Here is a 26,599-nt window from a genome sequence, read left to right as displayed (position 1 = left end):
CCCATGCCGAACTCAGAAGTGAAACGCCGTAGCGCCGATGGTAGTGTGGGGTCTCCCCATGTGAGAGTAGGGAACTGCCAGGCATCAAATTAAGTAGTAAGCCGGTGCATTAATCCGGTGGTTACAGAAGTATTCGGTGGAGCGGTAGTTCAGTCGGTTAGAATACCTGCCTGTCACGCAGGGGGTCGCGGGTTCGAGTCCCGTCCGTTCCGCCACTTATTAAGACATTAAGCCTGCCCTTTCGGCAGGCTTAATGGCAAAAACTTTAGGGGCGTAGCTCAGTTGGTAGAGCACCGGTCTCCAAAACCGGGTGTCGCGAGTTCGAGTCTCTCCGCCCCTGCCATATAGAATCCTTTGCTTCGGCAAAGGATTTTTTTTTGCCTGTAAAAAAGCTCAACACCTTCCTGAAGAATAAGCAGCCTGCGTCTCCGCAGGCTTTTGCGTTAATCCAGTATGCTGGTTTTTAACAGATCTTTTATCTGTGACTGCTTATCGCTGTTTTGCAGCCAAATGGCATACAGCGGCCTGGAGAGCGTTGTCGAATCGGTGACAACATGGAGTGCAGGTTTATTATCCGCCCAGCGAACAGGTAACCATGTACAGCCTTTCAATGCGGGAAGATGCTGGCATGCGATCTCCGCAGAGCTTGTCGTGAGCTGCGGGATATCATCGCTGGCAATTAACCCCGTCTCGTGTTGCTGAAAATCAGGCCCCCATTCCAGGCGTAAATAATTGAGGTCGGCCTTCATCATTGCAGGCTCCGATGCATAAAGCGCCAGGCTAAACTGTCCAACAATCTGGCTGCTAAATTCGTCCATCTTGGGGGCTTCTGTGGTGATCAGCAGATCAAGCTGCCGCTCGTGGAGTTGCTTAACCAGCGATTGACGTTGCGCAATCCTCGCCTCAAATTGCAGATGATTGTGTGTGCGATATAGTCGCATAAGCCACTGGCTGAGCATGCATTCCCATAGTGAAGCGCTGGCACCAATCGAGAATTCATTATGCCGGGAGGTGTGCGCAACCTCCTTTCGCGCTGCCTGCCAGGTATTCATCAGGGTTTCTGCATAAGGCAACAGCTTTTCACCGGCCGGGGTTAAACGAATATTGTTGCGATGGCGGGTAAAAAGGTTCACACCCAGTTGATTTTCCAGCTGTCGAATACGAAAACTGACTGCTGACTGCGTCAGGTAGAGGGCTTCAGCTGCTCGCCCAAAGTGTCGCGTTCTGCTCACTTCGAGGAAAGTTTTTAGCAATTCCGTATCCACATCTTTCTCCACAAAATTATTTGTCGTTATGATTTAAATGTTTTGTTTTACACTCTGTCAAGCGTAACTAATACTCCGCGCCATAAATAGCTCGGCCAAAGAATTAGGAGCGTGTAGGATGGCGGAAAGCTTTACGACGACTAATCGTTTTTTCGACAATAAACATTATCCGCGCGGGTTCTCTCGTCACGGCGATTTCACTATCAAAGAAGCTCAACTTCTTGAGCGCCATGGTTATGCCTTTAACGAGCTGGATCTGGGTAAACGTGAACCGGCAACCGAAGATGAAAAACAGTTTGTCTCTGTTTGCCGTGGTGAGCGTGAGCCGCAGTCTGATGCAGAACGTGTATGGATCAAGTATATGGCTCGCATTAAGCGTCCTAAGCGTTTCCATACGCTGTCTGGCGGCAAGCCGCAGATGGAAGGTGCAGAAGACTACACCGAGTCTGACGATTAAGAAGAGAAGGGGCTACGGCCCCTTTTTTTACGCCAGCATTTTTTGCAGATGCAACAGCAGCCGATCGATCGCACGGTAACTTAATGCCTCCTGCAAATGCCGCCTCTCTATTCCGGGGCAGCCCTCCACGTCGGCGACCGTGCGCGCAACTTTCAACAAACGCTGCCACGCGCGAATGGATAGCCCAAACCGCGTCAGTGTCTCTTCCAGCCAGCCTGCATCTTCAGCGTTGAGAGAACAAAACTGTCGGATCCCACTGTTATCCAGCCGGGCATTCAGCCTGTTCTGACGAGCATACTGCCGCGTCTGCGCCGCAATAACCCGTTCACGCACAGCTGCTGAGCTTTCGCCTTTGATACCGGTTTGCCTCAGCAGACCGGGCGGGGGCAGGGGGATCTCGAGAGATAAATCAAAACGGTCGAGGAAGGGGCCGGACAGCTTACTCAGATAGCGCAGCGTCTGTTCCGGCGTACAGCGGTTATGATTGCCCTGATAATGACCCGTAGGGCTAGGGTTCATCGCGGCGACCAGCTGAAACTGCGCAGGGTAGCTTATTTTGGCCCGTGTACGAGACAGATGGATTTCGCCGGATTCAATCGGCTCCCGCAATGCATCCAGCACGCGGCGTTCAAACTCTGGCAATTCATCCAGGAAGAGAATGCCGTTGTGCGCCAGTGAGATTTCACCCGGACCGGGGATCGAACCCCCGCCCACCATCGCGGTAAGAGACGCACTGTGGTGTGGAGAGCGGAAAGGACGGCGGCGCCACTGTTTATGCAGCGACGTAGAACTGACCAGGCTAAATATCGCGGCGCTTTCCAGCGCTTCGTGATTATTGAGGGGTGGCAACAGGCCGCTCAATCTGCTCGCCAGCATCGTTTTCCCCGTGCCTGGCGGACCTATCAGTAACAGGTTATGCCCACCCGCGGCCGTTATCTCTAACGCCCGTTTACCCTGTTCCTGACCCATAATATCGCTGAGATCCTCGGGCGAATCTGGCGCCACCTCGTCATTCTCCTGCGGCTCGGCAAGCTCGTGTCGGCCTTCCAGCCAGGCGCAAACCTCCTGCAAATGTCCCGCGACAAGACACCCCTTTTCGGCAATAAGGCTAACTTCAGAGGCATTTTCATTGGCCACAATGATTTGTCTTCCCGCGCGTATGGCTTCAAGCGCACCCGAGATTGCTCCGGGAACGCCTCTTAACGCGCCTGTAAGCGCTAATTCACCCACGAACTCGCACGAGCTTAGCCCTGGCGTGTTGAGCTGTTCAGAAGCCGCGAGAAGCGCTATAGCAATAGGTAAATCATATCGCCCTCCCTCCTTTGGCAAATCGGCGGGCGCAAGGTTAATGGTGATCTTCTTCGCCGGAAAAGCATAACCGCTATTGATAATTGCGCTGCGCACGCGATCCCTCGCCTCTTTGACGGTCGTTTCTGGTAAGCCGACCAGCGTCAGTCCGGGCAGTCCATTACTTAAATGAACCTCTACAGAAATAAGCGGTGCCTTCACGCCAATGGCCGCGCGTGTATAAACAACTGACAGTGACATAAGCCCTCCTTGGCGGTGACTATGCCAGTATCATTTTTTCCTGTTTAGCGCTAATGCACTGATTTACGGCGCTCGTTCCAGCCTTTTAGCGGCAAAATGTAATCATTACATGTGGGTGGAATTGGCCTCGCAGAAAAGAAATCATGCGTCCCTTGCCTGATGAAACAGGACAAAAAAATGAAAAATCTTCATTTCTATTTTTTCCCTATATAAAACAACGATTTTGAAAGAAATAGTTCGCCTGCTACAGAAACAGGTCATAAAAAATTCTTGTGTCAGATGAAATATCTGTGGTAACTCTTTAGGTATTCCTTCGAACAAGATGCAAAAAGAACTGAAAATGACAGCCCTTCTACGAGTGATTAGCCTGGTCGTGATTAGCGTGGTGGTGATTATTATCCCACCGTGCGGGGCTGCACTTGGACGAGGAAAGGCTTAGAAATCAAGCCTTAACGAACTAAGACCCCCGCACCGAAAGGTCCGGGGGTTTTTTTATGACTAAAAAACTTAAATGAGGAGCAGAGAATGACGACTAGCACAAAATTCTGTTTCTCCAGATTTATGACGGGGAACTAACTATGAATGGGGCACAATGGGTAGTACATGCGTTGCGCGCGCAGGGAGTCGAAACCGTATTCGGTTATCCGGGTGGCGCAATTATGCCGATTTACGATGCACTGTATGACGGCGGCGTGGAACACCTCTTGTGCCGACACGAGCAGGGCGCAGCGATGGCCGCCATCGGTTATGCCCGTGCGACCGGTAAAACCGGCGTCTGTATGGCCACCTCCGGTCCGGGCGCAACGAACCTGATCACCGGCCTGGCTGACGCGCTGCTCGATTCCGTACCCGTGGTGGCGATCACCGGCCAGGTGGCCTCTCCATTCATCGGCACCGATGCCTTCCAGGAAGTGGATGTGCTCGGTTTATCGCTGGCCTGCACCAAACACAGCTTCCTCGTTCAGTCTCTCGAAGAGCTGCCGCGTGTGATGGCCGAAGCGTTCGAGGTTGCCAGCTCTGGCCGTCCTGGCCCGGTACTGGTTGATATCCCGAAAGATATCCAGGTTGCACTCGGCGAACTGGAGCCACATTTCTCTACCGTGGAAAGCGATAATGCGTTCCCGCATGCAGAGGTGGAAGAGGCGCGTCAGATGATGGCGCAGGCCAAACAACCGATGCTGTACGTAGGCGGTGGTGTGGGCATGGCGCAGGCTGTTCCGGCGCTTCGCGCGTTCATTGCGACCACGCAAATGCCCGCCACCTGCACGCTGAAAGGTCTCGGTGCGGTCGAGGCGGATTACCCGTACTACCTCGGCATGCTGGGGATGCATGGTACCAAAGCGGCAAACCTGGCGGTGCAGGAATGCGACTTGCTTATCGCCGTCGGCGCCCGTTTTGACGACCGCGTTACCGGCAAGCTGAATACCTTCGCGCCGAATGCCAAAGTGATCCATATGGACATCGACCCGGCGGAGATGAACAAACTGCGTCAGGCGCATGTCGCGTTGCAGGGCGATCTTAACGCGCTGTTAATGGCGCTGGAACAGCCGCTGGACATCAACCCATGGCGTCAGCACACTGCTGATATTCGTACTGAACACGCGTGGCGTTACGATCACCCAGGCGACGCCATCTATGCGCCGCTGCTGTTGAAACAGTTGTCCGACCGTAAACCCGCAGACAGCGTGGTGACGACGGATGTCGGCCAGCATCAGATGTGGTCAGCCCAGCACATGACCTACACTCGCCCGGAGAACTTCATCACCTCGAGCGGGTTAGGCACCATGGGCTTTGGCCTGCCTGCCGCTGTGGGTGCTCAGGTTGCCCGTCCGAACGATACCGTTATCTGTATCTCCGGTGACGGCTCCTTCATGATGAACGTCCAGGAGCTCGGCACCGTGAAGCGTAAGCAGTTACCGCTGAAAATCGTCTTGCTCGATAACCAGCGTTTAGGCATGGTTCGCCAGTGGCAGCAGCTGTTCTTCCAGGAACGTTACAGTGAAACGACCCTGACCGATAACCCCGATTTCCTCACCCTGGCCAGCGCCTTCGGCATTCCTGGCCAGCACATCACCCGTAAAGACCAGGTTGAAGCGGCACTCGACACCATGCTGTCAAGCGAAGGGCCATACCTGCTTCATGTCTCAATCGACGAGCTTGAGAACGTCTGGCCGTTGGTACCGCCCGGTGCCAGTAACTCACAAATGCTGGAGAAATTATCATGATGCAACATCAGGTCGCCGTGCAGGCTCGCTTCAACCCGGAAACGTTAGAACGCGTATTGCGCGTGGTTCGCCACCGTGGCTTTCAGATTTGCTCTATGAATATGGAGACGGCCACCGACGCGCAGAACATCAGTATCGAATTAACCGTTGCCAGCCCGCGGCCGGTCGACTTACTGTTTAGTCAGTTATCAAAACTGGTAGACGTTGCCCATGTTGCCATCTGCCAGAGCACAACCACATCACAACAAATCCGCGCTTAAGCGTGACAGGACGAAAAAATGACGACAAAAAAAGCTGATTACATTTGGTTCAATGGTGAGATGGTTCGCTGGGAAGACGCGAAAGTTCACGTGATGTCCCACGCGCTGCACTACGGCACCTCCGTGTTTGAAGGGATCCGTTGCTACGATTCTCACAAAGGGCCAGTGGTGTTCCGCCATCGTGAACACATGCAGCGTCTGCATGACTCAGCCAAAATTTATCGTTTCCCGGTCTCCCAAAGCGTTGATGAGCTGATGGAAGCCTGCCGCGAGGTGATTCGCCAGAACAAACTGACCAGCGCCTATATTCGTCCGCTGGTCTTCGTGGGTGATGTCGGCATGGGCGTCAATCCGCCCGCTGGTTATAACACCGATGTGATCATTGCTGCGTTCCCGTGGGGCGCCTACCTGGGCGCGGAAGCGCTGGATCAGGGGATCGACGCAATGGTTTCTTCCTGGAACCGCGTGGCGCCAAACACTATCCCGACTGCGGCTAAAGCGGGCGGTAACTACCTTTCCTCACTGCTGGTCGGCAGCGAAGCGCGCCGTCACGGCTATCAGGAAGGTATCGCGCTGGATGTGAATGGCTACATCTCCGAAGGCGCAGGTGAAAACCTGTTTGAAGTGAAAGACGGCATTCTGTTCACCCCGCCATTCACCTCGTCCGCGCTGCCGGGCATCACCCGCGACGCCATCATCAAGCTGGCGAAAGATCTGGGTATCGAAGTGCGCGAGCAGGTGCTGTCCCGCGAATCCCTGTACCTGGCTGACGAAGTGTTCATGTCCGGTACCGCGGCTGAAATTACGCCGGTGCGTAGCGTCGATGGCATTCAGGTGGGCGAAGGCCGCTGTGGTCCGGTGACCAAACGCATTCAGCAAGCCTTCTTCGGCCTCTTCAGCGGCGAAACAGAAGACAAATACGGCTGGTTGGATCAGGTTAATCACTAAATATAAATTTGGGACGGCACGCACCGTCCCATTAAATAGTCAGACGGGAGTAAATAAAGCATGCCTAAGTATCGTTCAGCCACCACCACCCACGGCCGTAATATGGCGGGTGCCCGCGCACTGTGGCGCGCCACCGGAATGACCGACGCCGATTTCGGCAAGCCAATTATCGCCGTGGTGAACTCCTTCACCCAGTTTGTGCCGGGCCACGTGCACCTGCGCGATCTCGGTAAGCTGGTTGCCGAGCAAATCGAAGCCTCCGGCGGCGTGGCGAAAGAGTTCAACACCATTGCGGTGGATGACGGTATCGCAATGGGCCACGGGGGGATGCTCTATTCACTGCCGTCGCGCGAGCTGATCGCCGACTCGGTGGAGTACATGGTTAACGCCCACTGCGCTGATGCGATGGTCTGTATCTCCAACTGCGACAAAATCACCCCGGGGATGCTGATGGCCTCCCTGCGCCTGAACATTCCGGTGATCTTCGTCTCCGGTGGCCCAATGGAAGCGGGGAAAACCAAGCTCTCCGACAAAATCATCAAGCTCGACCTGGTCGATGCGATGATCCAGGGCGCGGACCCGAAAGTCTCTGACGAGCAGAGCGACCAGGTGGAACGTTCCGCGTGCCCGACCTGCGGCTCCTGTTCCGGGATGTTCACCGCCAACTCCATGAACTGCCTGACCGAAGCGCTGGGCCTTTCTCAGCCGGGCAACGGCTCGCTGCTGGCGACCCACGCCGACCGTAAACAACTGTTCCTTAACGCGGGCAAGCGCATCGTTGAGCTGACCAAACGCTACTACGAGCAGGACGACGCCAGCGCGCTGCCGCGCAACATCGCCAGCAAAGCGGCGTTCGAAAACGCCATGACGCTGGATATCGCCATGGGCGGCTCCACCAACACCGTTCTGCACCTGTTGGCCGCCGCGCAGGAAGCCGAAATCGACTTCACCATGAGCGACATCGACAAGCTCTCCCGTAAAGTGCCGCAGCTGTGTAAAGTCGCGCCGAGTACCCAGAAGTACCACATGGAAGACGTCCACCGTGCGGGTGGCGTGATTGGTATTCTCGGCGAGCTGGATCGCGCCGGGCTGCTGAACCGCGACGTGAAAAACGTGCTCGGCCTGACGCTGCCGGAGTCGCTGGAGCAGTACGACGTGATGCTGACCAAAGACGACGCGGTGAAAAACATGTATCGCGCCGGTCCGGCGGGCATCCGTACCACCCAGGCGTTCTCGCAGGATTGCCGCTGGGACTCGCTGGATGACGATCGCGCCGAAGGCTGCATTCGCTCGCTGGAACATGCCTACAGCAAAGACGGCGGTCTGGCCGTGCTGTACGGTAACTTCGCGGAAAATGGCTGCATTGTGAAAACCGCAGGCGTGGACGACAGCATCCTCAAATTCACCGGTCCGGCAAAAGTGTATGAAAGCCAGGACGAAGCGGTAGACGCCATCCTCGGCGGCAAAGTGGTGGAAGGCGACGTGGTGGTCATTCGCTACGAAGGGCCGAAAGGCGGTCCCGGCATGCAGGAGATGCTCTACCCGACCACCTTCCTGAAATCGATGGGCCTCGGCAAAGCCTGCGCGCTGATCACCGATGGTCGTTTCTCCGGCGGCACGTCTGGTCTCTCCATCGGCCACGTCTCCCCGGAAGCGGCAAGCGGCGGCAACATCGCGATTATCGAAGATGGCGACCTGATTGAAATCGACATTCCGAACCGCGGCATTCAGCTGAAGCTGAGTGACCAGGAGATTGCGGCCCGTCGTGAGGCGCAGGAAGCCCGCGGCGACAAAGCCTGGACGCCGAAAGATCGTCAGCGTGAAGTCTCCTTCGCCCTGCGCGCTTACGCGAGCCTTGCCACCAGTGCAGATAAAGGCGCGGTGCGCGATAAATCTAAACTTGGGGGCTAATGATGGCCGAGTCACAACCCTTATCCGCCGCCCCGGAGGGGGCGGAATACCTGAGAGCGGTGCTACGCGCGCCGGTCTATGAAGCGGTGCAGGTCACGCCCCTGCAAAAAATGGACAAACTCTCTTCGCGTCTCGACAACGTCATTCTGGTGAAGCGTGAAGACAGGCAGCCGGTGCACAGCTTTAAGCTGCGCGGCGCCTACGCGATGATGGCCGGGCTGACGGACGAGCAAAAAGCGCGCGGGGTGATTACCGCCTCGGCGGGCAATCACGCGCAGGGCGTGGCGTTCTCCTCGGCGCGTCTGGGGCTGAAGGCGCTGATCGTGATGCCGGTTGCCACCGCAGATATCAAGGTTGACGCGGTGCGCGGGTTTGGCGGCGAAGTGCTGCTCCACGGGGCCAATTTTGACGAAGCGAAAGCCAAAGCGATTGAGCTGGCGCAGCAGCAGGGCTTCACCTGGGTGCCGCCGTTCGACCACCCGATGGTGATTGCCGGGCAGGGTACGCTGGCGCTGGAACTGTTGCAGCAGGACGCCCATCTCGACCGCGTTTTCGTCCCGGTGGGCGGCGGCGGCTTAGCCGCAGGTGTGGCGGTGCTGATCAAACAGCTGATGCCGCAGATCAAAGTGATTGCGGTTGAAGCGGAAGACTCTGCCTGCCTGAAGGCGGCGCTGGGCGCCGGACATCCGGTCGATCTGCCGCGCGTCGGGCTGTTCGCCGAGGGTGTGGCGGTGAAGCGCATTGGCGACGAAACGTTCCGTCTGTGCCAGGAGTATCTCGACGATATCGTCACCGTCGACAGCGACGCTATCTGCGCGGCGATGAAAGATCTCTTCGAGGATGTGCGTGCGGTGGCGGAACCGTCCGGCGCGCTGGCGCTGGCGGGGATGAAAAAATACATCGCCCAGCACAATATTCGCGGCGAGCGTCTGGCGCACGTGCTTTCCGGCGCCAACGTGAACTTCCACGGTCTGCGCTACGTTTCCGAGCGCTGTGAGCTGGGTGAGCAGCGTGAAGCGCTGCTGGCGGTGACCATTCCGGAAGAGAAGGGCAGCTTCCTGAAGTTCTGCCAGCTGCTGGGCGGCCGTTCGGTAACGGAGTTCAACTACCGCTTTGCCGATGCCAAAGATGCCTGCATTTTTGTCGGCGTGCGTCTGAGCCGTGGCGTGGAGGAGCGCAAAGAAATCCTCAGCCTGCTGCATGACGGCGGCTACAGCGTGGTCGATCTCTCCGACGACGAGATGGCGAAGCTGCACGTGCGTTACATGGTCGGCGGCCGTCCATCCAAGCCGCTCCAGGAACGCCTGTTCAGCTTCGAGTTCCCGGAATCGCCGGGCGCGCTGCTCAAGTTTTTGCACACGTTGGGCACGCACTGGAACATCTCTCTGTTCCACTACCGCAGCCACGGCACCGACTATGGCCGCGTGCTGGCGGCGTTCGAGCTGGGCGAGCACGAACCGGATTTCGAAACGCGCCTGAACGAGCTGGGCTATGAGTGCCATGATGAAACCCACAACCCGGCGTTCCGTTTCTTCCTGGCGGGCTAAGGGTTGAACTGCGTGTAGGCCGGGTAAGCGCAGCGCCACCCGGCTTTAGTGGTTCGGCAATATCTTCCAGAACGCATCAATAAGCGGCTCATGCAGCCGCTTTTTTTGTGCGCACACGCCTAGCTCGAACGGCGTTTTCTCGTCGCTGCGTTCTAAAATCATCACGCGATTGCGCACCGGCTCCGGGCTGTTTTCCAGCACCACTTCCGGCAGCAGCGCCACGCCGCAGCCGAGCGCCACCATCGACACCATCGCCTCATGGCCGCCGACCGTGGCGTAAATCGACGGGTTGCTGATCTTCTGGCGGCGGAACCACAGCTCAATGCGGCGGCGCACCGGCCCCTGATCGGCCATGATAAACGGCACCGTGGACCAGTCCGGTTTCTCCACCGAGACCTGGTTGCGCACCGGGCAGGGCAGCGCCGGGGCAATCAACACTACCGCCAGATTCTCCAGCATCGAGAACGCCACCGCCCCCGGCAGCGTTTCCGGTTTTCCGGCAATCGCCAGATCCGCTTCGCCCGTTACCACTTTTTCCATCGCGTCGGCGGCATCGCCGGTGGTGAGCTTAATTTCAACCGACGGATGTTCCGCGCGGAAGCGGTCGAGAATGGGGGGAAGATGGCTGTAGGCAGCGGTCACGGAGCAGAAAATATGCAGCTCGCCGGAAAGCGACGGCCCCTGCTGGTCGATGGTGTGCCGCAGCTGCTGATACTGTAATAACGTCTGTTGAGCAAAGATGCGCAGCTCTTCACCGGCTTCCGTGAGGGTGACGGTGCGGTTATCGCGCACGAACAGCGGCTGGCCGAGGTCTTCCTCAAGGCGCTGGATCTGGCGCGACAGCGTGGAGGGGCTGACGTGCATCGCCCGGGCGCTGCGGCCAAAGTGACGGCTTTCCGCCAGGTGCAGGAACATTTTCAGATCGCGTAAATCCACCGATTCCACTCCCTCTTTTTACATTGCAAAAATTGCAATGTGACGTTGTGAATATATCAATTTCCGCAATAAATTTCCTGTTGTAATGTGGGTACATTCTCGCTGAAACGCGAACCGAACAATAAGACACACAACATCACGAGGTATCACCCATGGCTAACTACTTTAATACACTGAACTTGCGCCAGCAGCTGGCGCAGCTGGGCAAATGCCGCTTCATGGCGCGCGATGAATTTGCTGATGGCGCGAGCTACCTTCAGGGTAAAAAAGTGGTCATTGTCGGCTGTGGCGCACAGGGTCTGAACCAGGGCCTGAACATGCGTGACTCCGGGCTGGATATCTCCTACGCCCTGCGCAAAGAAGCGATTGCTGAAAAGCGCGCTTCCTGGCGTAAAGCGACCGAAAACGGCTTCAAAGTGGGCACCTACGAAGAGCTGATCCCGCAGGCGGATCTGGTGGTTAACCTGACGCCAGACAAGCAGCACTCTGACGTTGTGCGTTCCGTACAGCCGCTGATGAAAGACGGCGCCGCGCTGGGTTACTCTCACGGCTTCAACATCGTTGAAGTGGGCGAGCAGATCCGTAAAGACATCACCGTAGTGATGGTGGCACCGAAGTGTCCGGGCACCGAAGTGCGCGAAGAGTACAAACGTGGCTTCGGCGTACCGACGCTGATCGCCGTTCACCCGGAAAACGATCCGAAAGGCGAAGGCATGGCGATTGCCAAAGCCTGGGCAGCGGCCACCGGCGGTCATCGTGCGGGCGTGCTGGAATCTTCCTTCGTTGCGGAAGTGAAATCTGACCTGATGGGCGAGCAGACCATCCTGTGCGGCATGCTCCAGGCTGGCTCTCTGCTGTGCTTCGACAAGCTGGTGGAAGAAGGCACCGACCCGGCATACGCGGAAAAACTGATTCAGTTCGGCTGGGAAACCATCACCGAAGCGCTGAAGCAGGGCGGCATTACGCTGATGATGGACCGTCTGTCCAACCCGGCAAAACTGCGCGCGTTCGCACTCTCTGAACAGCTGAAAACCATCATGGCGCCGCTGTTCCAGAAACATATGGACGACATCATCTCCGGCGAGTTCTCTTCCGGCATGATGGCGGACTGGGCGAATGACGATAAGAAACTGCTGACCTGGCGCGAAGAGACCGGTAAAACCGCGTTCGAAACCGCACCACAGTATGACGGCAAGATCACCGAGCAGGAGTACTTCGATAAAGGCGTCCTGATGATCGCGATGGTGAAAGCGGGCGTTGAGCTGGCGTTCGAAACCATGGTGGATTCGGGCATCATTGAAGAATCTGCGTACTATGAATCGCTGCACGAGCTGCCGCTGATCGCGAACACCATCGCCCGTAAGCGTCTGTATGAGATGAACGTGGTGATCTCCGATACCGCCGAGTACGGTAACTACCTGTTCTCTTACGCCTGCGTACCGCTGCTGAAAGAGTTCATGACCACCCTGCAAGCGGGCGATCTGGGCCAGGCGATTGCGGAAGGTGCGGTTGATAACGCGCAGCTGCGTGACGTCAACGAAGCGATTCGCAGCCACGAAATCGAGAAAGTGGGCCAGAAACTGCGCGGCTACATGACCGATATGAAACGTATCGCGGTAGCAGGCTAAACACGACGAATCGGGTGGCGTAAGCCACCCGAACTGTTTTAGCTACGCAATATCGCGCCGGGATAACCCAGCTGGCGCCACGCCTCATACACCACCACCGACACCGCATTCGACAGGTTCATGCTGCGGCTGTCCGGCATCATCGGAATACGAATTTTCTGCTCAGCGGGCAGGGCATCCAGAATGGTGGCCGGCAGGCCGCGGGTTTCCGGACCAAACATCAGATAATCCCCGTCCTGATAGCTTACGGCGCTGTGCGCTGGCGTACCTTTGGTGGTCAGGGCGAACATGCGCTGTGGATTTTCGGATCCCAGAAACGCGGCGTAATCGTGATGACGAACGACGGCGGTAAACTCATGGTAGTCCAGCCCCGCGCGGCGCAGACGTTTGTCGTCCCACGTAAAGCCCATCGGCTCAATAATGTGCAGACGAAAACCGGTGTTGGCGCACAGGCGGATAATATTGCCGGTGTTCGGCGGAATTTCTGGTTCGAATAAGACGATGTTAAGCATGCTGCCCCCTTAATTGCGGGGGCAGAATAGCAGAAAAGAGAGGGACTAGGCGACGCCCGGCTCCTGCGCGCGGCTATACAGCATTTTGTAGACGGTTGCCGCCGCAGCCACGAGAGCAGGTACGCTGAGGATCATTAAAATACTGTCCGCCTGCCACTGCATGGAAAGAAGCTGGGCGCTGGTCATGGTGCCCGCCACGCCGCCGAAGCGGCCGATCCCCTGCATCCAGGCGATACCCGTCGCTCGGCACTCGGTAGGGTAAAAGGTGGCGGCCAGGGTCTGCATGCCCGACTGCGCGCCGTTCATCGCGATCCCCATCAGGAAAATTAACCCGCCAAACAGGGCGATATGGTTATGCTCAATGCCGAGTAAAAGAATCAGGCCCATCGTCAGCACGAAACCACACGCGACCACCTTGTGCGCTTCCCAGCGGTCCATCATCCAGCCCGCGAGCAAAATGCCAGCGGTGCCGCCGAAGGTGAACAGCGAGGTAAGCCAGGCGGATTCCGCCAGCGCATATCCCATCCCCTGCATCAGCGTTGGCATCCAGCTCAGCAGGACGTAATAAATCACCAGCCCCATAAAATAGGTGACCCACAGCATCAGGGTGCCGGGCAGCCAGGGCATGGAAAACAGCTGCGACACGCTGCCTTTTTTCGACGCGACTTTCTCCTCCGCGAGGAAAAAGCCCGTGACGCTATCCAGCGTGCTGCGGGCGAACCGGCTGGCGATGCGGCGAACCTGGGCGACGTCTTTCCCGCGCTGCACCAGAAACTTCACCGACTCCGGCAACAGCAGCGCCAGCAGCACCGTTAAAATCAGCGGCGCAATCGCGCCGGTCAGCAGCACGCTTCGCCAGCCATGGTGAGGGATAAGCCAGGACGAGATCGCCCCGCCGCCCGCCGCACCCAGCGGAAAGCCGCAGTACATGGTGTTAATTGCCATGGCGCGGCAGCGCTGGGGGGCAAACTCTGAGATCAGCGTGATGGCGTTAGGCATCGCGGCACCCAGCCCGAGACCGGTCATAAATCGCCATAGCGTCAGGGTATTCAGACTTTGCGCCCAGGCCGTGCCCAGGCTCGCTAGGCCGAAGAACAGGCATGAAAAGACCAGTACGCGCTTGCGTCCCATCCGGTCCGATACCGGACCTGCAATCAGGGCACCCAGCGACAGCCCCAGCAGCGCCGCACTCAGCACCGGCCCCAGATCCTGTTTATGTATTCCCCACTCCGTCGACAGCGTAGGCGCAATGTAACCCATCGCTGCGGTATCAAACCCATCGATCGCCAGCACCAGAAAGCCCAGCACAATAAGAAGCCAGTGAAACCCTGAAAAAGGACTTTCATCGATCACCTGCTGAATATCCACCCGACCTGAATACGTCATACGTTCCCCTCCGATGTGATGTTGTTTTTGTGTTCTTGTATTTGCTTGTCTATACAATTGCGGCGGGGCGGGGTGTGTCAAATTTTCTTATCCAGAATGTTACGCAGGTGTTATTTTCGACAAAAAAAAGCGCCCGAGGGGGAAGTCGGGCGCGGGAGAAGGGAGGCTAACCGGGGGAGATCAGGCCGCGTTTCCCTGAGAAAGGGGGGCCAGCGCCGCAGGCAGCTTACTGAGCTCCTGCACCAGCGAGTCTTTGCTGATCTCGCTGATCGACTTCGCCCCGGTCAGGGTCATCGCCACCTTCATCTCTTTCTCGATCAGGTTGAGCAGATTCGCCACGCCCGCCTGGCCGCTGGTGGCCAGCGCGTACAGATACGCACGGCCCAGCAGCACGCTGTCCGCGCCCAGCGCAATCATGCGCACCACGTCCAGCCCGTTGCGGATGCCGCTGTCGGCCAGGATCGCAATATCGCCTTTCACCGCATCGGCAATAGCCGGCAGGGCGCGTGCGGAGGAGAGCACCCCGTCAAGCTGGCGGCCACCATGGTTAGAGACCACGATCCCATCGGCGCCAAAACGCACCGCGTCGCGGGCATCTTCCGGGTCGAGGATCCCTTTGATCACCATCGGTCCGTCCCAGAATTCGCGGATCCACTCCAGGTCCTTCCATGAGATCGACGGATCGAAATTGTTCGCCAGCCAGCCGATGTAATCTTCCAGACCGGTCGGTTTACCGAGGTAGGCCGAAATATTACCCAGATCGTGCGGACGGCCGTTCAGCCCGACATCCCACGCCCACTGCGGATGCGTCACCGCCTGCCAGTAACGGCGCAGGGCGGCGTTAGGGCCGCTCATGCCGGAGTGGGCATCACGGTAGCGCGCACCCGGCGTGGGCATGTCGACGGTAAAGACCAGCGTTGAGCAGCCCGCCGCTTTGGCGCGCTCCAGCGCGTTGCGCATAAAACCGCGATCGCGCAGGACGTACAGCTGGAACCACATCGGGCGCTTGATGGTCGGGGCGACTTCTTCAATCGGGCAGACGGACACGGTGGAAAGGGTAAACGGAATGCCTTTGGCATCTGCGGCGGCGGCGGCCTGCACTTCGCCCCGGCGGGCATACATGCCGCATAAGCCGACAGGTGCGAGCGCTACCGGCATGGAGAGCGTCTCGTTAAACAGCTTCGTCTCAAGGCTCAGGTCAGACATATTCTTCAGCACGCGCTGGCGCAGGGCCACCTCCGACAGGTCTTCCACGTTGCGGCGCAGGGTGTATTCGGCATACGCCCCGCCGTCAATGTAGTGGAACAGGAACGGGGGCAAAATGCGCTGTGCCGCGGCGCGATAATCACTGGCTGCTGAAATAATCATGCTTTGTTCTCCCTGGAAATATCACTCTCGCCAGGCAGACGGGTAATACGCGCCTGTCGGGCCTGATCTTCATCGAATCGTTTAATGGTGGTATGCACGAAGCCGAGATGCGCCATCATCGCCTTGCGCGCGGCCTCGGCATCACCGGCCAGAATGGCGTTGAGCACCGCCTCGTGCTGTTCGGTCAGCTGGGCAAACACCGGCGGCACCAGATACATGCGCTGGCGGCTCTGCTTCACGGAGGATTGCAGCAGGTCGAAGAACCCGCGCATGGTTTGCAGCAGGACCACGTTGTGCGAGGCCTCGGCAATCGCCAGATGGAACCGCACGTCCGCCTGGGAGGCGATGTCCGGGTCGCTGCTTTGCGTGGCTTCAAAACAGGCTTTGAGCTTCTCTTTGTCGGCGTCGGTTGCCCGCATCGCCGCGTGCCACGCGGTGCTGGTTTCGATGGCGTGACGCGCTTCGAGGATGTCGAAGCTGTAGTCCGGGTCGTTTTCCATCAGCGTCTTCAGCGGCTGCACGATGTTTTGTTCGGACCAGTCGTCATGCTGCCAGCGCACGAAGGTGCCGCCGCCGCGACGGCTCAGCAGCACCCCTTCGCTGACCAGCGTCGCCAGCGCTTCGCGCAGTGAATTGCGCGACACGCCAAGCTGAGCGGCAAGCTGACGCTCGGCGGGCAATCTCATGCCCGCTTCCAGCTGTTGTTCTTCTATCAGCGCCCGTACGCGAGTGGCAATCTCGTCGGACAGGCGTCTGGGCATCACTATCATGGAATCATCCAGGTTAAGACATAGGCCTGCAATGTGGTGATCACGCCCACCATGCAGGTAAATATCAGGCTGTGTTTCACGGTAAAGCGGAACAGATCCGACTCTTTGCCTACCAGCCCCACCGCGGCACAGGCAATGGCGATGGACTGCGGCGAGATCATCTTCCCGGTCACGCCGCCGGTGGTGTTCGCGGCGACCAGCAGCACGTCCGACACGCCAATCTGCTGCGCGGCCGTGGCCTGTAGGGCGGCAAACAGGGCGTTAGATGACGTATCTGAACCGGTCAGGAACACCCCCAGCCAGCCGAGGAACGGCGAGAAGAAGGTAAACGCGTGGCCGGTATGCGCCAGCGCTAACGCCAGCGTCGACGACAGGCCGGAGTAGTTCGAAATAAACGCGAACGCCAGCACCATGCCGATGGAGTAAATCGGCAGCATCAGCTCTTTAATCGTCGCCGCAAAGGTCTGCACCGCGGCGGCAGGCTTCATGCGCAGCCACACTACGGAAAGGATAGCGGCAAACAGGATGGCCGTGCCGGTGGCGGAGAACCAGTCGAACTTAAACACTGCCGCATATGGCGTGGCGTCGTGCACCACCGGCGGCATACGGGCGACCATTTTGTCGAGGAACGGCACGGAGATATTAATCACCATGTCGTACAGCGAGCCGCCCGGGGCGAACAGGGCTTTAAACGGCGGAATGCTCCACAGCGTCACGGTGGCGGTCAGGAACAGGAACGGTGACCACGCGCGCACAATCTGTCCGGCGGTATAGCCGGTGCGCGCCAGCGTCTGATCCACGTGCGATGCGCCCATGTCAGCAAAGCGGAAGATACGTACCGGCTGCCAGCGTTTCAGGAACAGCGTCAGACAGACCAGCGACACCAGGGAAGAGATGATGTCCGGCAGTTCCGGGCCGAGGAAGTTGGAGCTGAGATACTGGGCAATGGCGAACGAACCGCCCGCGACCATCACCGCAGGCCAGGTCTCCTTCACGCCGCGCCAGCCGTCCATAATCGCCATGATCCAGAACAGCACAATAATGGTCAGGAACGGCAGCTGGCGGCCCACCATCTGGCCGATCTCGAAGCTATCCAGCCCGGTCACCTGGCCCGCCACCAGAATAGGAATACCCATCGCGCCGAACGCCACCGGGGCGGTGTTCACAATCAGGCACAGGCCAGCGGCATACAGCGGGTTAAAGCCCAGCCCGACCAGCAGGGCGGCGGTGATCGCCACCGGCGCGCCAAATCCTGCCGCCCCTTCAAGGAACGCCCCGAAGGAGAAACCGACAATCAGCATCTGTAAACGCTGGTCTGGCGTAATAGAGAGAATCGACGAGCGAATAATGTCGAACTGCCCGGTTTTCACCGAGATTTTGTAGACAAAGACGGCGGCGATGATGATCCACGCAATCGGCCACAGGCCGTAGAAGAAACCATACACCACGGAGGCCAGCGCGCGATCGACCGGCATTTTGTAGAAGAACAGCGCCACCAGCAGGGCGATGGCAACGGTGTACGTTGCGGCAAGGTAGCCCTTCAGCTTGAGCTTTATCAGCGCAAAGAAGAAGAACAGGATCGGTAGCGATGCGATCAGGCTCGACAGCCAGATATTCCCGGCCGGATCGTAGTTTTGTTGCCAGAGGCTCATGCAGGTCTCCTGAGGACCACACAGGTGTTCGGTCGGGTGAGTCTCTGCTCATCTCAGCGTCACACTTAGTGTAAAAGTGGTCCTTCCAATATTGTGATGTAGGGTTAATGGCAATAAATGGTTAACCAAGTGTTGCTGTTCGGCAATGATTTTGTGAAGTGAAGCATCGAAACTGTGAACGATGGATAGCTTTACGCATGATTGGTAGGACCAAACCCGCAAAATCAACTCACTGTGTGCGTAGGGAGCGATAGTCAGGTTGAGGGCATTACCTTCGCCTTTTGAGCAGATAAGGCGCGTAAAAGAGGTTGAATAAAATGGGGAGGTGATAACATTGCGTGAATCGAATGAGGTTTGTTTGTTTTATTTGTGTTTTTGAAAAGCTATATATGTGTGAGCAGAGTGATATATTTACTATAAATAAAAATTTTTTTTGGTTAAAAATGCGAAATCGAAGCTGTAGCAAAAAATTTTAATTAAGGTAAATTTCACATATAGATTTTAACAGTGTATTACAAAAGATCAATTGCTGATCGATAAGGAAATATCCTGTTTAACCGTGATTTTTCAGGATAAAGGAAAAGAATTTTTTGCTGAAGTGACATTTTTTGGCTAATAATATTCTGAAATAAATTGATCAAACAATGATCAGTTGGCTCACTTGTAATTTAGTTTCGGTATTAAAAGCAGATTAATAATTATCAGGGCAATCGAAAGGGGTTAAATTTGTTAGCTGAGTGTTAATTCCAGAATGTTTACAGACGCGGCGTATTGCTTTTCAATACGTAGACGTTAAAAGGTATTTGATTTACTATTTATTCAGAAGCAACGTAACAGAAGATTTTAAATTTATTACTAACCACAACGTATTCAGTGTTATTTTCGGCCAGAAGTCATTCCTCAGTTGAAGGATATCTGTGTATGGCCTTCTGAAAATATACGGATTATCACCATGGGATGGACCCTGCTTTATTCTATAAGGTCGCGTCACCCATTCTGCTAAAACCCTTTCGGTGGCGTTTTTAAATCCTTATAGCGGTTATTGTACCTGGTACAACAAGTCTATATCTGTTTAATTTACAGAGGGGAAAGTGTTCCAAATGAAAATCAAAAATGTGGCGCTGGCGATTGCCGCGGCGGGGCTGCTGTTATCTTCTCAATCGGTACTGGCAAGCAGTGATTCTGGCGTTAATGCTTCTCTGGATACCGGTGCGGGTTCGCAAAGCACGGGCGGGGTGATCAATTTTACCGGGAAGATTACCCTTATTTCCTGTGATATTACTCCGGCCTCCAAAAACAAAACGGTAGACCTTGGGGCGTGGGCACAAAGCTACTTTGACGATCACAACGAAACGACGCCGCGCGAGTTCAAAATCAACGTGGAAAACTGCCCGAAGACGGTTGAATCGGTTGCGGTACTGTTTGACGGAACCAAAGATACGGTGAATGACACACTGCTACAGGTTACGCCAGGCGAGGGTATGGCGACGGGCGTCGGCGTGAAGCTATATAACAGCGATCGCAGCACGGCGATTAAACCGGGTACGGTATCTGAAACAACCGCACCGGATGCTGAAGGCAATGCTGAATTAACTTTCTATGCCGCGCTTGACAAAGATGGCACGGAAATCAACGCCGGCGATGTTAACGCCGTTTCTAACTTCCTGATGGTTTATAACTGATTTCACTGTCAGCCACCTCCAGAGATAATAATGATGAAACGTTTATCGTATATTATGCTCACTGCATTAATGGTTAGTTCTGCGTCAGTTTCCGCTGGCGTTGTAATGGGGGGAACACGGATCGTATACCCACAACACAGCAAGGAGGTGGCATTTTCTGTTTCTAATATGGAAAGTGCGGTTCCCTATCTTATTCAGTCGTGGGTTGAAGGCGATGGGCAGGGTAAAAATAACGCTGCGCCATTTATTGTCACGCCACCTCTGTTCAGACTTGATCCGGAGCAGACCAACACGCTGCGTATTCAATATACCGGCACTCCGCTGCCTACAGATCGTGAATCTGTATTCTGGCTCGATATTAAAGCGATTGCGCCAAAGCCAAAAGAGAGCAGCAACGAATTACAAGTTAACGTTAAATCGAAATTTAAAATTTTCTACCGCCCGGACAATCTGAAAGGGGACGCTGCCACTGCCTGGCAGAAAATAACGTTTTCGCGGACGGGAAAAGGGCTTAAGGCCGCCAACCCGACGCCATACTACGTCTCTTTTTATCGGCTGTCCGTTGGCGGGCATAAAATTGAGCAGCCGGGCATGATCGGTCCAGGGGAAACCCGTGAATGGCCTGTGTCCGCCTCCGGGGGCGTAAGCTGGTCGGCTATTAATGATTTTGGTGCCATCACCGCCACCCACACCCAGCCTCTTTAAGACCATGCCTTTTCGCCTGTTTCGTTACGCGCCGCTTTCGGTGTTGCTGCTTAGCTTCAGCCGCGCGGGGATGGCCGAGGATTACTTTGATCCCGCCGCGCTGGAGCTTTCCTCTACCGAACAGAAAACGGCGGATCTGCACTATTTCTCTGAAAAGGGCGGGCAAATGCCAGGCACCTGGCTCGTGACGCTGGAGATTAACGGACGCGAGGAGCGACATCAGGAGATCACCTTCGTCAATGAGAAAGGCAACCTGCAACCCGTTTTTAGCGTATCGCTGCTGGAAGCGCTTGGCGTAAATGTAGGGGCCATTCCTGCATTCTCCCGGTTGCAGGAGGGAGAAACGTTCACGCACCTCGAGGATTTTATTCCGGCAGCGCGAACCTCTTATGATTTCAATCAACAGCGTCTTTTTCTCAGCCTGCCGCAGGCGGCGATGAAACACCGCAGCCGTGGCTACGTGCCGCAGTCGCAGTGGGACGATGGTATCTCGGCGGCATTTACTGATTACAGTCTGTCGGGCGGTCAGGCCCGTCATCAGAGCGGGGTCACGACATCCAGCTATCTGAGCCTGCGTAACGGCATCAATCTGGGGGCGTGGCGGTTGCGCAATACTTCGGCCTGGAGCCACAGCGACGCGGGCGGCGACCATTTTCAGTCGCAAAGTAGCTGGCTGAGCCGGGATATTCGCCGTCTTAACAGCCAGCTACGGATCGGCGATGCCTGGACCGCAGGCGACGTCTTCGATAGCGTGGCGTTTCGCGGGGTACAGCTCTCATCAAGCGAAAGCATGTTGCCCGACAGCCAGCGCGGCTTCGCACCAACCATCCGCGGCGTCGCACACAGCTTCGCTAAAGTCTCCGTTTCGCAAAATGGCTATGTGATCTATGAAACCTGGGTGGCCGCCGGGCCATTTATCATTAACGATCTGTTCCCGGGTGCACAAAGTGGCGATCTACAGGTTACGATCACGGAAAGTGACGGCTCAACGCGCGTCTTTACCCAACCCTATTCTGCGGTGCCGTTTATGCGACGCCAGGGCAGCCTGAAATACAGCCTCAACGCCGGACGATTTCACTCCGGCTCCGGCGATGCGCGTTCGCCTGAGTTTGTTGAAGGCGCTTTCTTCTACGGTCTGCTCTCCAGGATGACGGTGTATGGCGGCTTTCGTACGGCGAGCAACTATCAGGCCGGTGCAATTGGCGTAGGCAGAGGGTTTGGTGCATTTGGCTCGCTGGGCATTGACGATACGCTGGCAAAAAGCCGTTTACCCGACGGCAAAAGCGCGATGGGGCAGGCGTGGCGCATTCAGTACCAGAAAGATTTCAGCGCTACCGGCACCGCCTTCAACCTGGCGAGTTATCGCTATGCCTCGCGCAATTACTATGAATTTAGTGAACTGAATCAGTCTGACAGCCAACAACTGCAACTCAATAATCGCCGTAGCCGCTCGCAGGTCACCTTTTCACAGACGCTGGGTCAGTTCGGCAGCCTCAGCGTCTCGGCATGGATGCAGGATTACTGGCATACGTCCGGGCAGGATAAAACCATCCACATTGGCTGGTACACCAGCTGGCGGGGCATTACCTGGGGCGCGGGGTATGACTACACCGACTCAGCGCTTGAGCAGCATCCCGATCGTACCGTGTCGTTTAACGTCAATGTTCCGCTTGGTCACTGCTTACCGGACAGCTCGGTCAGTTACTTCATCAACCACAACAATCGTGGGATGACCACGCAGCAGGTGTCACTCAACGGCAGTGCGCTGGCGAACCGCAACCTGAATTACAGCGTTCAGCAGAGTAAGGCCAGCGAGGGACAAGCCGACAGTACCAGCCTGGCGCTGCAATACAACGGTGGCTACGGCAACGTCAGCCTCGGTTATGACCACAGCCGAAGCGGTAGCAACGCGAGCCTCGGACTCGCCGGAGGCGTTATCGCCACGCAGTATGGCGTCACGCTTAGCCAGCCGCTGGGCGATACCGTCGCCCTGCTGCGCGTGCCCGGTGCGGCGAACGTTGAGCCGGAGGGCTACAACGGGATCCATACCGACAGCCGCGGCTATGCGGTCATGCCAACGCTCTCGGCGTATCGCAAAAATACCGTCAGTCTTGATACGGCGACGCTGGGTGAGAACGTCGACGTTGAGCAGAGCGGTCTGACGCTCATTCCCACCAGCGGCGCGGTGGTACTGGCCAATTACAAAACCCACATTGGTTATCGCGTTCTGTTTTCCCGCGCTACCACGGCGAACCGTTGCCGTTTGGCGCGCAGGCTGAAGTGGTGGAGCAGAACCGCCATTCTGCAAACCGAAGCATGGTCGCTGACGGCGGTCAGGCCTACCTGAGCGGCGTACCAGAGCGCGGCACCCTGCGCGTCACCTGGTATCAGGACGGAGAGCAGCAGCAATGCCAGACACCTTTCAGACTGGGGAAAACTCATATGGCCCCCGGTATCGCCACGCTGTCCGTTGAGTGCCATTAGAGGAATATCATGCGTCGTTTAATTCACTGGTTTTTCTATCTGAGCCTTCTTTCGCTTTTTGGCATGCTGAGTTTTCATGCCCATGCCCAGACTTCAACCTGCCGCACCACGCGCGATCAGTGGGTCGTTCAGGTGCCTTATGCCATTGGGTATGCGCCCGGCACGGCTGACTGGACGCCGATCTCAGCGCCGATACAGTCTACCGGGGCGGATTTCTACAGCTGTGATGGCGGGAATGATGCCTGGCGTAGTATCGGCTTTGTCGACGTGGATAACCCCGTCGGCACCGTGGTTGGTGAAGACGGCGCGTCACGTCACGTCTACAAAACTCAGATCGACGGCATCGGCTACGCGCTGGGATTCCGGGAACAGCAGTACTGCGGCGCCGATGCGATACGCTATATTGACGGCACCAGCCCGGTGAATGGCAATGAGTCCCGGCGCATTTGCGACGCATCGCAAAACCCCGCCTTTGCCAGCGCCTCAACGTACAAAATGCAGTTCTGGGTGGTGTTTTACAAAATTCCAACGACCAGCGCCATGCCTGACGATAACGCCAATTCCCAGGAGCAAAACGTCGGATCGCTGATATTGCAGGCGGGAGAAAATCAAGCCAGCGCCACCAACGTGGCGACACCGGTACAGATCCATCTCGCCAGCTTCACCGTCAGGCGTACCAGCTGTTCAGTGGGCTCTCGCAGCATTCTTGTTCCCATGGGGAGCGTGAGCCAGCGTGAATTTCACGGCATCGGCTCCCGCGCCGGAGGCGGACGCTTCAGCATTCCGGTGACCTGCGAAAATAACACGGCGGTGAAGATGGGTTTCTTTGGCGATACCACGCCGGGCAACGATCGGGCGCTGGCGTTGACGAAGCAGGAGGATAGCGCCAGCGGTGTCGGGATCGAACTGCTTTACGGTGACAATACCGGTTCGGTTCAGGGGCAGGTGGTACCGTGGAACACCCCGCAGGTGTCGGCGCTTGGGCAAGTGGGGGATAACCAGACGCAAACCTTCTGGTTTGATGCGCATTACATTCAGACGGAAGAGAACGTGACGGCGGGAAAAGCGGATGCGATGGCGACGTTTAACCTGATTTACAACTGAGTTTCCCCTGCCGCAGCGGCAGGGGAGGACGATCAAAACGCGGTCTTACAAAAACCCGTCATCTCTTTCAGGCCCATTTCGCGGCCAAGCTCAGTCATCGGGTGCACCACCACCAGGCCACGGACGCTTTTCTTCAGCTTACCCATGTCGGCCTGCTCTTTTTTGGTGATCGCGCGGCGATGCGGCATGTTCATCAGCTTCTGCGCTTCTTTACTCAGCTTCTGGCCTTTCACTTCGCGCAGGCGCTCAATTTCCGCCTCCAGCTTCACGGACTCTTTTTCCAGCTCGGCATATTTCTCGGCGGAATCGACCAGGGAGAGGCCAGCCATCTGATGGCGGATCAGATCCAGACGGTCGCTCAGGCGTTTAATTTCGTTCTTTTCGACTTCTTTCATGACAAATAACTCTGAAAACGGGGAATTTACAGGGAAGGATACACCAATGTGTGCGGGCTTACTTCTGAAACGCTTTTTTTAAGCTGATTTTAGAAATCAGCTCAGTCAGGGAAAGCACCATGGTGGAGCGCACAACCTGTTGATAACGCAGCTTTTGCATCGCGTACAGCTCAGGGTCGCTGTTATCAAACTGAGGTGCGGGAGGGAGCGCGGATACGCAGTGCAGTTCGCCGAAGGGCCCCAGTATCTCATCATCGGTAAAGGTGTACTCATTACCGTCATGATTGAGCTCTTCGCGCAGCGCCATTAACAGCTCGGCGTCTTCATACTCCTGGCGGTTCAGCACGCCAAGACCGTAAATCAGCTTCAGCCGTACCGATAAATCGCCCAGCGGTCCGTCTCCGTCCAGTAACGGTTCTACAGCATACTTTACCGCGTAGTCGTCTTTGCGAAACACCTGAAGCACCAGAATGTTCACCGCCTCGGTTAACAGCTCGACGGCGGCAATCAGGAAACTTCGTACGGTTTTGCCAGCATTCAGACGCTCAAGCACACGATTTTCAAAGGCCTGGGTTTGTTCCATTATTGCCTGCATATCTGACAATCTGTTATTCGGGCGCAGGCTAACCTGCGCCGGACTCTGCATCATTTGGTTGCGTTGTATGCGCTGACCGCCTCCGCAACTACGTCACTGTTGGCATCCAGACCGGAGATCTGCGCCAGCGCAGCCTGCGCGCCTTTGTCATCAATCAGCTGAGCCAGCTCAATCGCCTGCGGGTCCTGCTCGCTGCGGTAGTGCATGGCGGCAGCGATGCCCTTCACCAGGTTAGCGTGCGGCAGGCCGTATTCCAGCGTGCCCAGCAGCGGTTTAATCAGGCGGTCGCCCGCGCTCAGTTTACGCAGCGGCTGACGACCCACGCGCTCAACGTCATCTTTCAGATACGGGTTTTCAAAACGACCGAGGATTTTCTGGATGTATGCTGCGTGTTTATCAGCATCAAAACCGTAGCGTTTGATCAGCACCGCGCCGCTCTCTTCCATTGCCCCTTTGACCACCGCACGGATGTTCTCATCGAGGATCGCGTCACGAATCGTCTGATGACCGGCCAATTTTCCGAGGTACGCGGTTATAGCATGCCCGGTGTTCAGCGTGAAGAGTTTACGTTCGACAAATGCCATCAGATTATCGGTTAATTCCATTCCCGGAATGGTCGGCAGCGCGCCCTTAAACTGGGTTTTATCCACGATCCACTCGCTGAAGGTTTCCACGGTCACTTCCAGCGGGTCGTTGGTGGCGGATTCTGACGGCGGAACGATGCGATCCACGGCGGAGTCCACAAAACCGACGTGCGCTTCAACCCAGGCTTTATCTTCGTCGGCGACGGCCGCAAGAACGTGGCCTTTCAGTTGCGTGGTGCCGCGCACCATGTTTTCACAGGCGATGATGTTCAGCGGTGTTTCAACGCCCTGTGCTTTACGTTTCGCCAGGCCTTTCGCAACCGCCGGGGCGATGCGCTCAAGCACCACCGGACCCACGGCGGTGGTGACCAGATCAACGCTCGCGATGAGGTCAATCACGTCGTCGCCAATGCTGCTTACCGCGTTGACGCCAGAGACCGTTTCAACCTGTTCGTTTTCACCCACCACGTGAACCTGATAGCTATGACGGGCATTCAGGGCATCCAGAACCACCTGATTCACATCGGCGAATGTCAGGGTAATGCCTGCGTCTGCCAGCAGTTTACCGATAAAGCCACGACCGATATTACCTGCGCCAAAATGTAATGCTTTCATAGTGTTAACCTTCATCAATGTT

At 56.5% G+C, this 26,599-nt stretch carries 25 protein-coding genes, 2 tRNA genes and 1 rRNA gene; 17 read left to right on the top strand and 11 right to left on the bottom strand.

Annotated features, from left to right (window positions below):
- The 3 genes from rrf to ACOTW6_RS19890 all read left to right on the top strand — a co-directional run.
- A 5S ribosomal RNA gene (gene rrf / locus ACOTW6_RS19900) occupies positions 1-83 on the top strand; the annotation flags it as partial.
- Between the two features lie 55 nt (positions 84-138).
- A tRNA-Asp gene (locus ACOTW6_RS19895) sits at positions 139-215 on the top strand.
- 52 nt (positions 216-267) lie between these two features.
- Positions 268-343 (top strand) — tRNA-Trp (locus tag ACOTW6_RS19890).
- Positions 344-443: 100 nt separating this feature from the next.
- Here ACOTW6_RS19890 and hdfR read toward each other — a convergent pair.
- Positions 444-1,265 (bottom strand): HTH-type transcriptional regulator HdfR, encoded by an 822-nt coding sequence (gene hdfR, locus ACOTW6_RS19885; RefSeq protein WP_017693775.1) that lies wholly within the window; start codon positions 1,263-1,265, stop codon positions 444-446.
- 118 nt (positions 1,266-1,383) lie between these two features.
- Here hdfR and ACOTW6_RS19880 point away from each other — a divergent pair, with 118 nt between their 5' ends.
- Positions 1,384-1,722: a DUF413 domain-containing protein gene (locus ACOTW6_RS19880; RefSeq protein WP_006808641.1), complete on the top strand. Its 339-nt coding sequence runs from the start codon at positions 1,384-1,386 to the stop codon at positions 1,720-1,722.
- A 27-nt stretch (positions 1,723-1,749) separates the two neighbouring features.
- Here ACOTW6_RS19880 and ACOTW6_RS19875 read toward each other — a convergent pair whose 3' ends face one another.
- Complete coding sequence (locus ACOTW6_RS19875; RefSeq protein WP_063134305.1) at positions 1,750-3,270, bottom strand: YifB family Mg chelatase-like AAA ATPase; 1,521 nt, start codon at positions 3,268-3,270, stop codon at positions 1,750-1,752.
- Between the two features lie 340 nt (positions 3,271-3,610).
- Between ACOTW6_RS19875 and ilvL the strand changes: the two genes are divergently transcribed.
- The 7 genes from ilvL (at position 3,611) to ilvA (ending at position 10,161) form a co-directional block, all read left to right on the top strand.
- Positions 3,611-3,709: an ilv operon leader peptide gene (gene ilvL, locus ACOTW6_RS19870; protein ID WP_001311244.1), complete on the top strand. Its 99-nt coding sequence runs from the start codon at positions 3,611-3,613 to the stop codon at positions 3,707-3,709.
- Positions 3,710-3,795: 86 nt separating this feature from the next.
- Positions 3,796-3,846, top strand: a complete 51-nt coding sequence (gene ilvX / locus ACOTW6_RS19865) for a peptide IlvX (protein WP_166792073.1) — start codon at positions 3,796-3,798, stop codon at positions 3,844-3,846.
- Positions 3,847-3,848: 2 nt separating this feature from the next.
- Positions 3,849-5,495, top strand: coding sequence for an acetolactate synthase 2 catalytic subunit (ilvG, locus tag ACOTW6_RS19860; protein ID WP_121479412.1), 1,647 nt, complete (start codon positions 3,849-3,851; stop codon positions 5,493-5,495).
- Complete coding sequence (gene ilvM / locus ACOTW6_RS19855; RefSeq protein ID WP_003860184.1) at positions 5,492-5,755, top strand: acetolactate synthase 2 small subunit; 264 nt, start codon at positions 5,492-5,494, stop codon at positions 5,753-5,755. The genes ilvG and ilvM overlap by 4 nt, the downstream gene beginning before the upstream one ends.
- Positions 5,756-5,773: 18 nt before the next feature.
- A complete protein-coding gene (gene ilvE / locus ACOTW6_RS19850; protein WP_213789407.1) occupies positions 5,774-6,703 on the top strand; it encodes a branched-chain-amino-acid transaminase in 930 nt (309 codons plus the stop codon).
- A 60-nt stretch (positions 6,704-6,763) separates the two neighbouring features.
- Positions 6,764-8,614 (top strand): dihydroxy-acid dehydratase, encoded by a 1,851-nt coding sequence (gene ilvD, locus ACOTW6_RS19845; protein WP_121479411.1) that lies wholly within the window; start codon positions 6,764-6,766, stop codon positions 8,612-8,614.
- A 2-nt stretch (positions 8,615-8,616) separates the two neighbouring features.
- Complete coding sequence (gene ilvA, locus ACOTW6_RS19840) at positions 8,617-10,161, top strand: threonine ammonia-lyase, biosynthetic (protein ID WP_121479471.1); 1,545 nt, start codon at positions 8,617-8,619, stop codon at positions 10,159-10,161.
- Between the two features lie 45 nt (positions 10,162-10,206).
- Here the strand turns inward: ilvA and ilvY are convergent, their stop codons facing one another.
- On the bottom strand, positions 10,207-11,097 hold the full coding sequence (gene ilvY, locus ACOTW6_RS19835) for an HTH-type transcriptional activator IlvY (protein ID WP_017382574.1): 891 nt from the start codon (positions 11,095-11,097) through the stop codon (positions 10,207-10,209).
- Between the two features lie 152 nt (positions 11,098-11,249).
- Here ilvY and ilvC point away from each other — a divergent pair, with 152 nt between their 5' ends.
- Positions 11,250-12,725 carry a ketol-acid reductoisomerase gene (ilvC, locus tag ACOTW6_RS19830; RefSeq protein WP_006808634.1) on the top strand — a complete coding sequence of 492 codons (1,476 nt, stop codon included), beginning with the start codon at positions 11,250-11,252 and terminating at the stop codon, positions 12,723-12,725.
- Positions 12,726-12,763: 38 nt separating this feature from the next.
- Here ilvC and trmL read toward each other — a convergent pair whose 3' ends face one another.
- From trmL to lldP, 5 genes are all read right to left on the bottom strand, one after another.
- Positions 12,764-13,237 (bottom strand): tRNA (uridine(34)/cytosine(34)/5-carboxymethylaminomethyluridine(34)-2'-O)-methyltransferase TrmL, encoded by a 474-nt coding sequence (trmL, locus tag ACOTW6_RS19825; RefSeq protein ID WP_063134295.1) that lies wholly within the window; start codon positions 13,235-13,237, stop codon positions 12,764-12,766.
- Between the two features lie 45 nt (positions 13,238-13,282).
- Complete coding sequence (locus ACOTW6_RS19820) at positions 13,283-14,623, bottom strand: MFS transporter (protein WP_213789406.1); 1,341 nt, start codon at positions 14,621-14,623, stop codon at positions 13,283-13,285.
- 180 nt (positions 14,624-14,803) lie between these two features.
- Positions 14,804-15,991 (bottom strand): quinone-dependent L-lactate dehydrogenase, encoded by a 1,188-nt coding sequence (gene lldD / locus ACOTW6_RS19815; protein ID WP_006808631.1) that lies wholly within the window; start codon positions 15,989-15,991, stop codon positions 14,804-14,806.
- Positions 15,988-16,761 carry a transcriptional regulator LldR gene (gene lldR, locus ACOTW6_RS19810; protein ID WP_006808630.1) on the bottom strand — a complete coding sequence of 258 codons (774 nt, stop codon included), beginning with the start codon at positions 16,759-16,761 and terminating at the stop codon, positions 15,988-15,990. Before lldR ends, lldD begins: the two co-directional genes overlap by 4 nt.
- A complete protein-coding gene (gene lldP, locus ACOTW6_RS19805) occupies positions 16,758-18,413 on the bottom strand; it encodes an L-lactate permease (protein WP_213789405.1) in 1,656 nt (551 codons plus the stop codon). Before lldP ends, lldR begins: the two co-directional genes overlap by 4 nt.
- A gap of 1,100 nt (positions 18,414-19,513) precedes the next feature.
- Here lldP and ACOTW6_RS19800 point away from each other — a divergent pair.
- From ACOTW6_RS19800 to ACOTW6_RS19780, 5 genes are read left to right on the top strand one after another with little or no spacing between them, the layout of a single operon-like run.
- Positions 19,514-20,095 (top strand): fimbrial protein, encoded by a 582-nt coding sequence (locus tag ACOTW6_RS19800; protein ID WP_062933751.1) that lies wholly within the window; start codon positions 19,514-19,516, stop codon positions 20,093-20,095.
- A 30-nt stretch (positions 20,096-20,125) separates the two neighbouring features.
- Positions 20,126-20,800 carry a fimbrial biogenesis chaperone gene (locus ACOTW6_RS19795; protein ID WP_063134293.1) on the top strand — a complete coding sequence of 225 codons (675 nt, stop codon included), beginning with the start codon at positions 20,126-20,128 and terminating at the stop codon, positions 20,798-20,800.
- A gap of 4 nt (positions 20,801-20,804) precedes the next feature.
- The gene (locus ACOTW6_RS19790; RefSeq protein WP_421766279.1) at positions 20,805-23,147 is read left to right on the top strand and encodes a fimbria/pilus outer membrane usher protein; all 2,343 of its coding nucleotides are present in this window, start codon (positions 20,805-20,807) and stop codon (positions 23,145-23,147) included.
- Positions 23,081-23,284 carry a FimD/PapC C-terminal domain-containing protein gene (locus ACOTW6_RS19785; protein WP_421766278.1) on the top strand — a complete coding sequence of 68 codons (204 nt, stop codon included), beginning with the start codon at positions 23,081-23,083 and terminating at the stop codon, positions 23,282-23,284. Before ACOTW6_RS19790 ends, ACOTW6_RS19785 begins: the two co-directional genes overlap by 67 nt.
- Positions 23,285-23,293: 9 nt before the next feature.
- A complete protein-coding gene (locus ACOTW6_RS19780; RefSeq protein ID WP_090281182.1) occupies positions 23,294-24,388 on the top strand; it encodes a fimbrial protein in 1,095 nt (364 codons plus the stop codon).
- 32 nt (positions 24,389-24,420) lie between these two features.
- Here ACOTW6_RS19780 and ACOTW6_RS19775 read toward each other — a convergent pair whose 3' ends face one another.
- Genes ACOTW6_RS19775 through mtlD form a run of 3 tightly spaced genes read right to left on the bottom strand, consistent with a single transcriptional unit; the run spans position 24,421 to position 26,577 of the window.
- Positions 24,421-24,783 carry a YibL family ribosome-associated protein gene (locus ACOTW6_RS19775; protein ID WP_015572767.1) on the bottom strand — a complete coding sequence of 121 codons (363 nt, stop codon included), beginning with the start codon at positions 24,781-24,783 and terminating at the stop codon, positions 24,421-24,423.
- 58 nt (positions 24,784-24,841) lie between these two features.
- Positions 24,842-25,432, bottom strand: a complete 591-nt coding sequence (gene mtlR / locus ACOTW6_RS19770) for a mannitol operon repressor MtlR (protein WP_015572766.1) — start codon at positions 25,430-25,432, stop codon at positions 24,842-24,844.
- Positions 25,429-26,577 (bottom strand): mannitol-1-phosphate 5-dehydrogenase, encoded by a 1,149-nt coding sequence (gene mtlD, locus ACOTW6_RS19765; protein ID WP_038416916.1) that lies wholly within the window; start codon positions 26,575-26,577, stop codon positions 25,429-25,431. The genes mtlR and mtlD overlap by 4 nt, the downstream gene beginning before the upstream one ends.
- Positions 26,578-26,599 lie beyond the last annotated feature (22 nt).

The sequence above is a fragment of the Enterobacter cloacae complex sp. IR5403 genome, assembly GCF_049238705.1.
Taxonomy (GTDB): Bacteria; Pseudomonadota; Gammaproteobacteria; order Enterobacterales; family Enterobacteriaceae; genus Enterobacter; species Enterobacter hormaechei_C.
The sequence above is the reverse complement of the archived record's forward strand: the minus strand, read 5'-3'. Positions and strand labels throughout refer to the sequence as shown.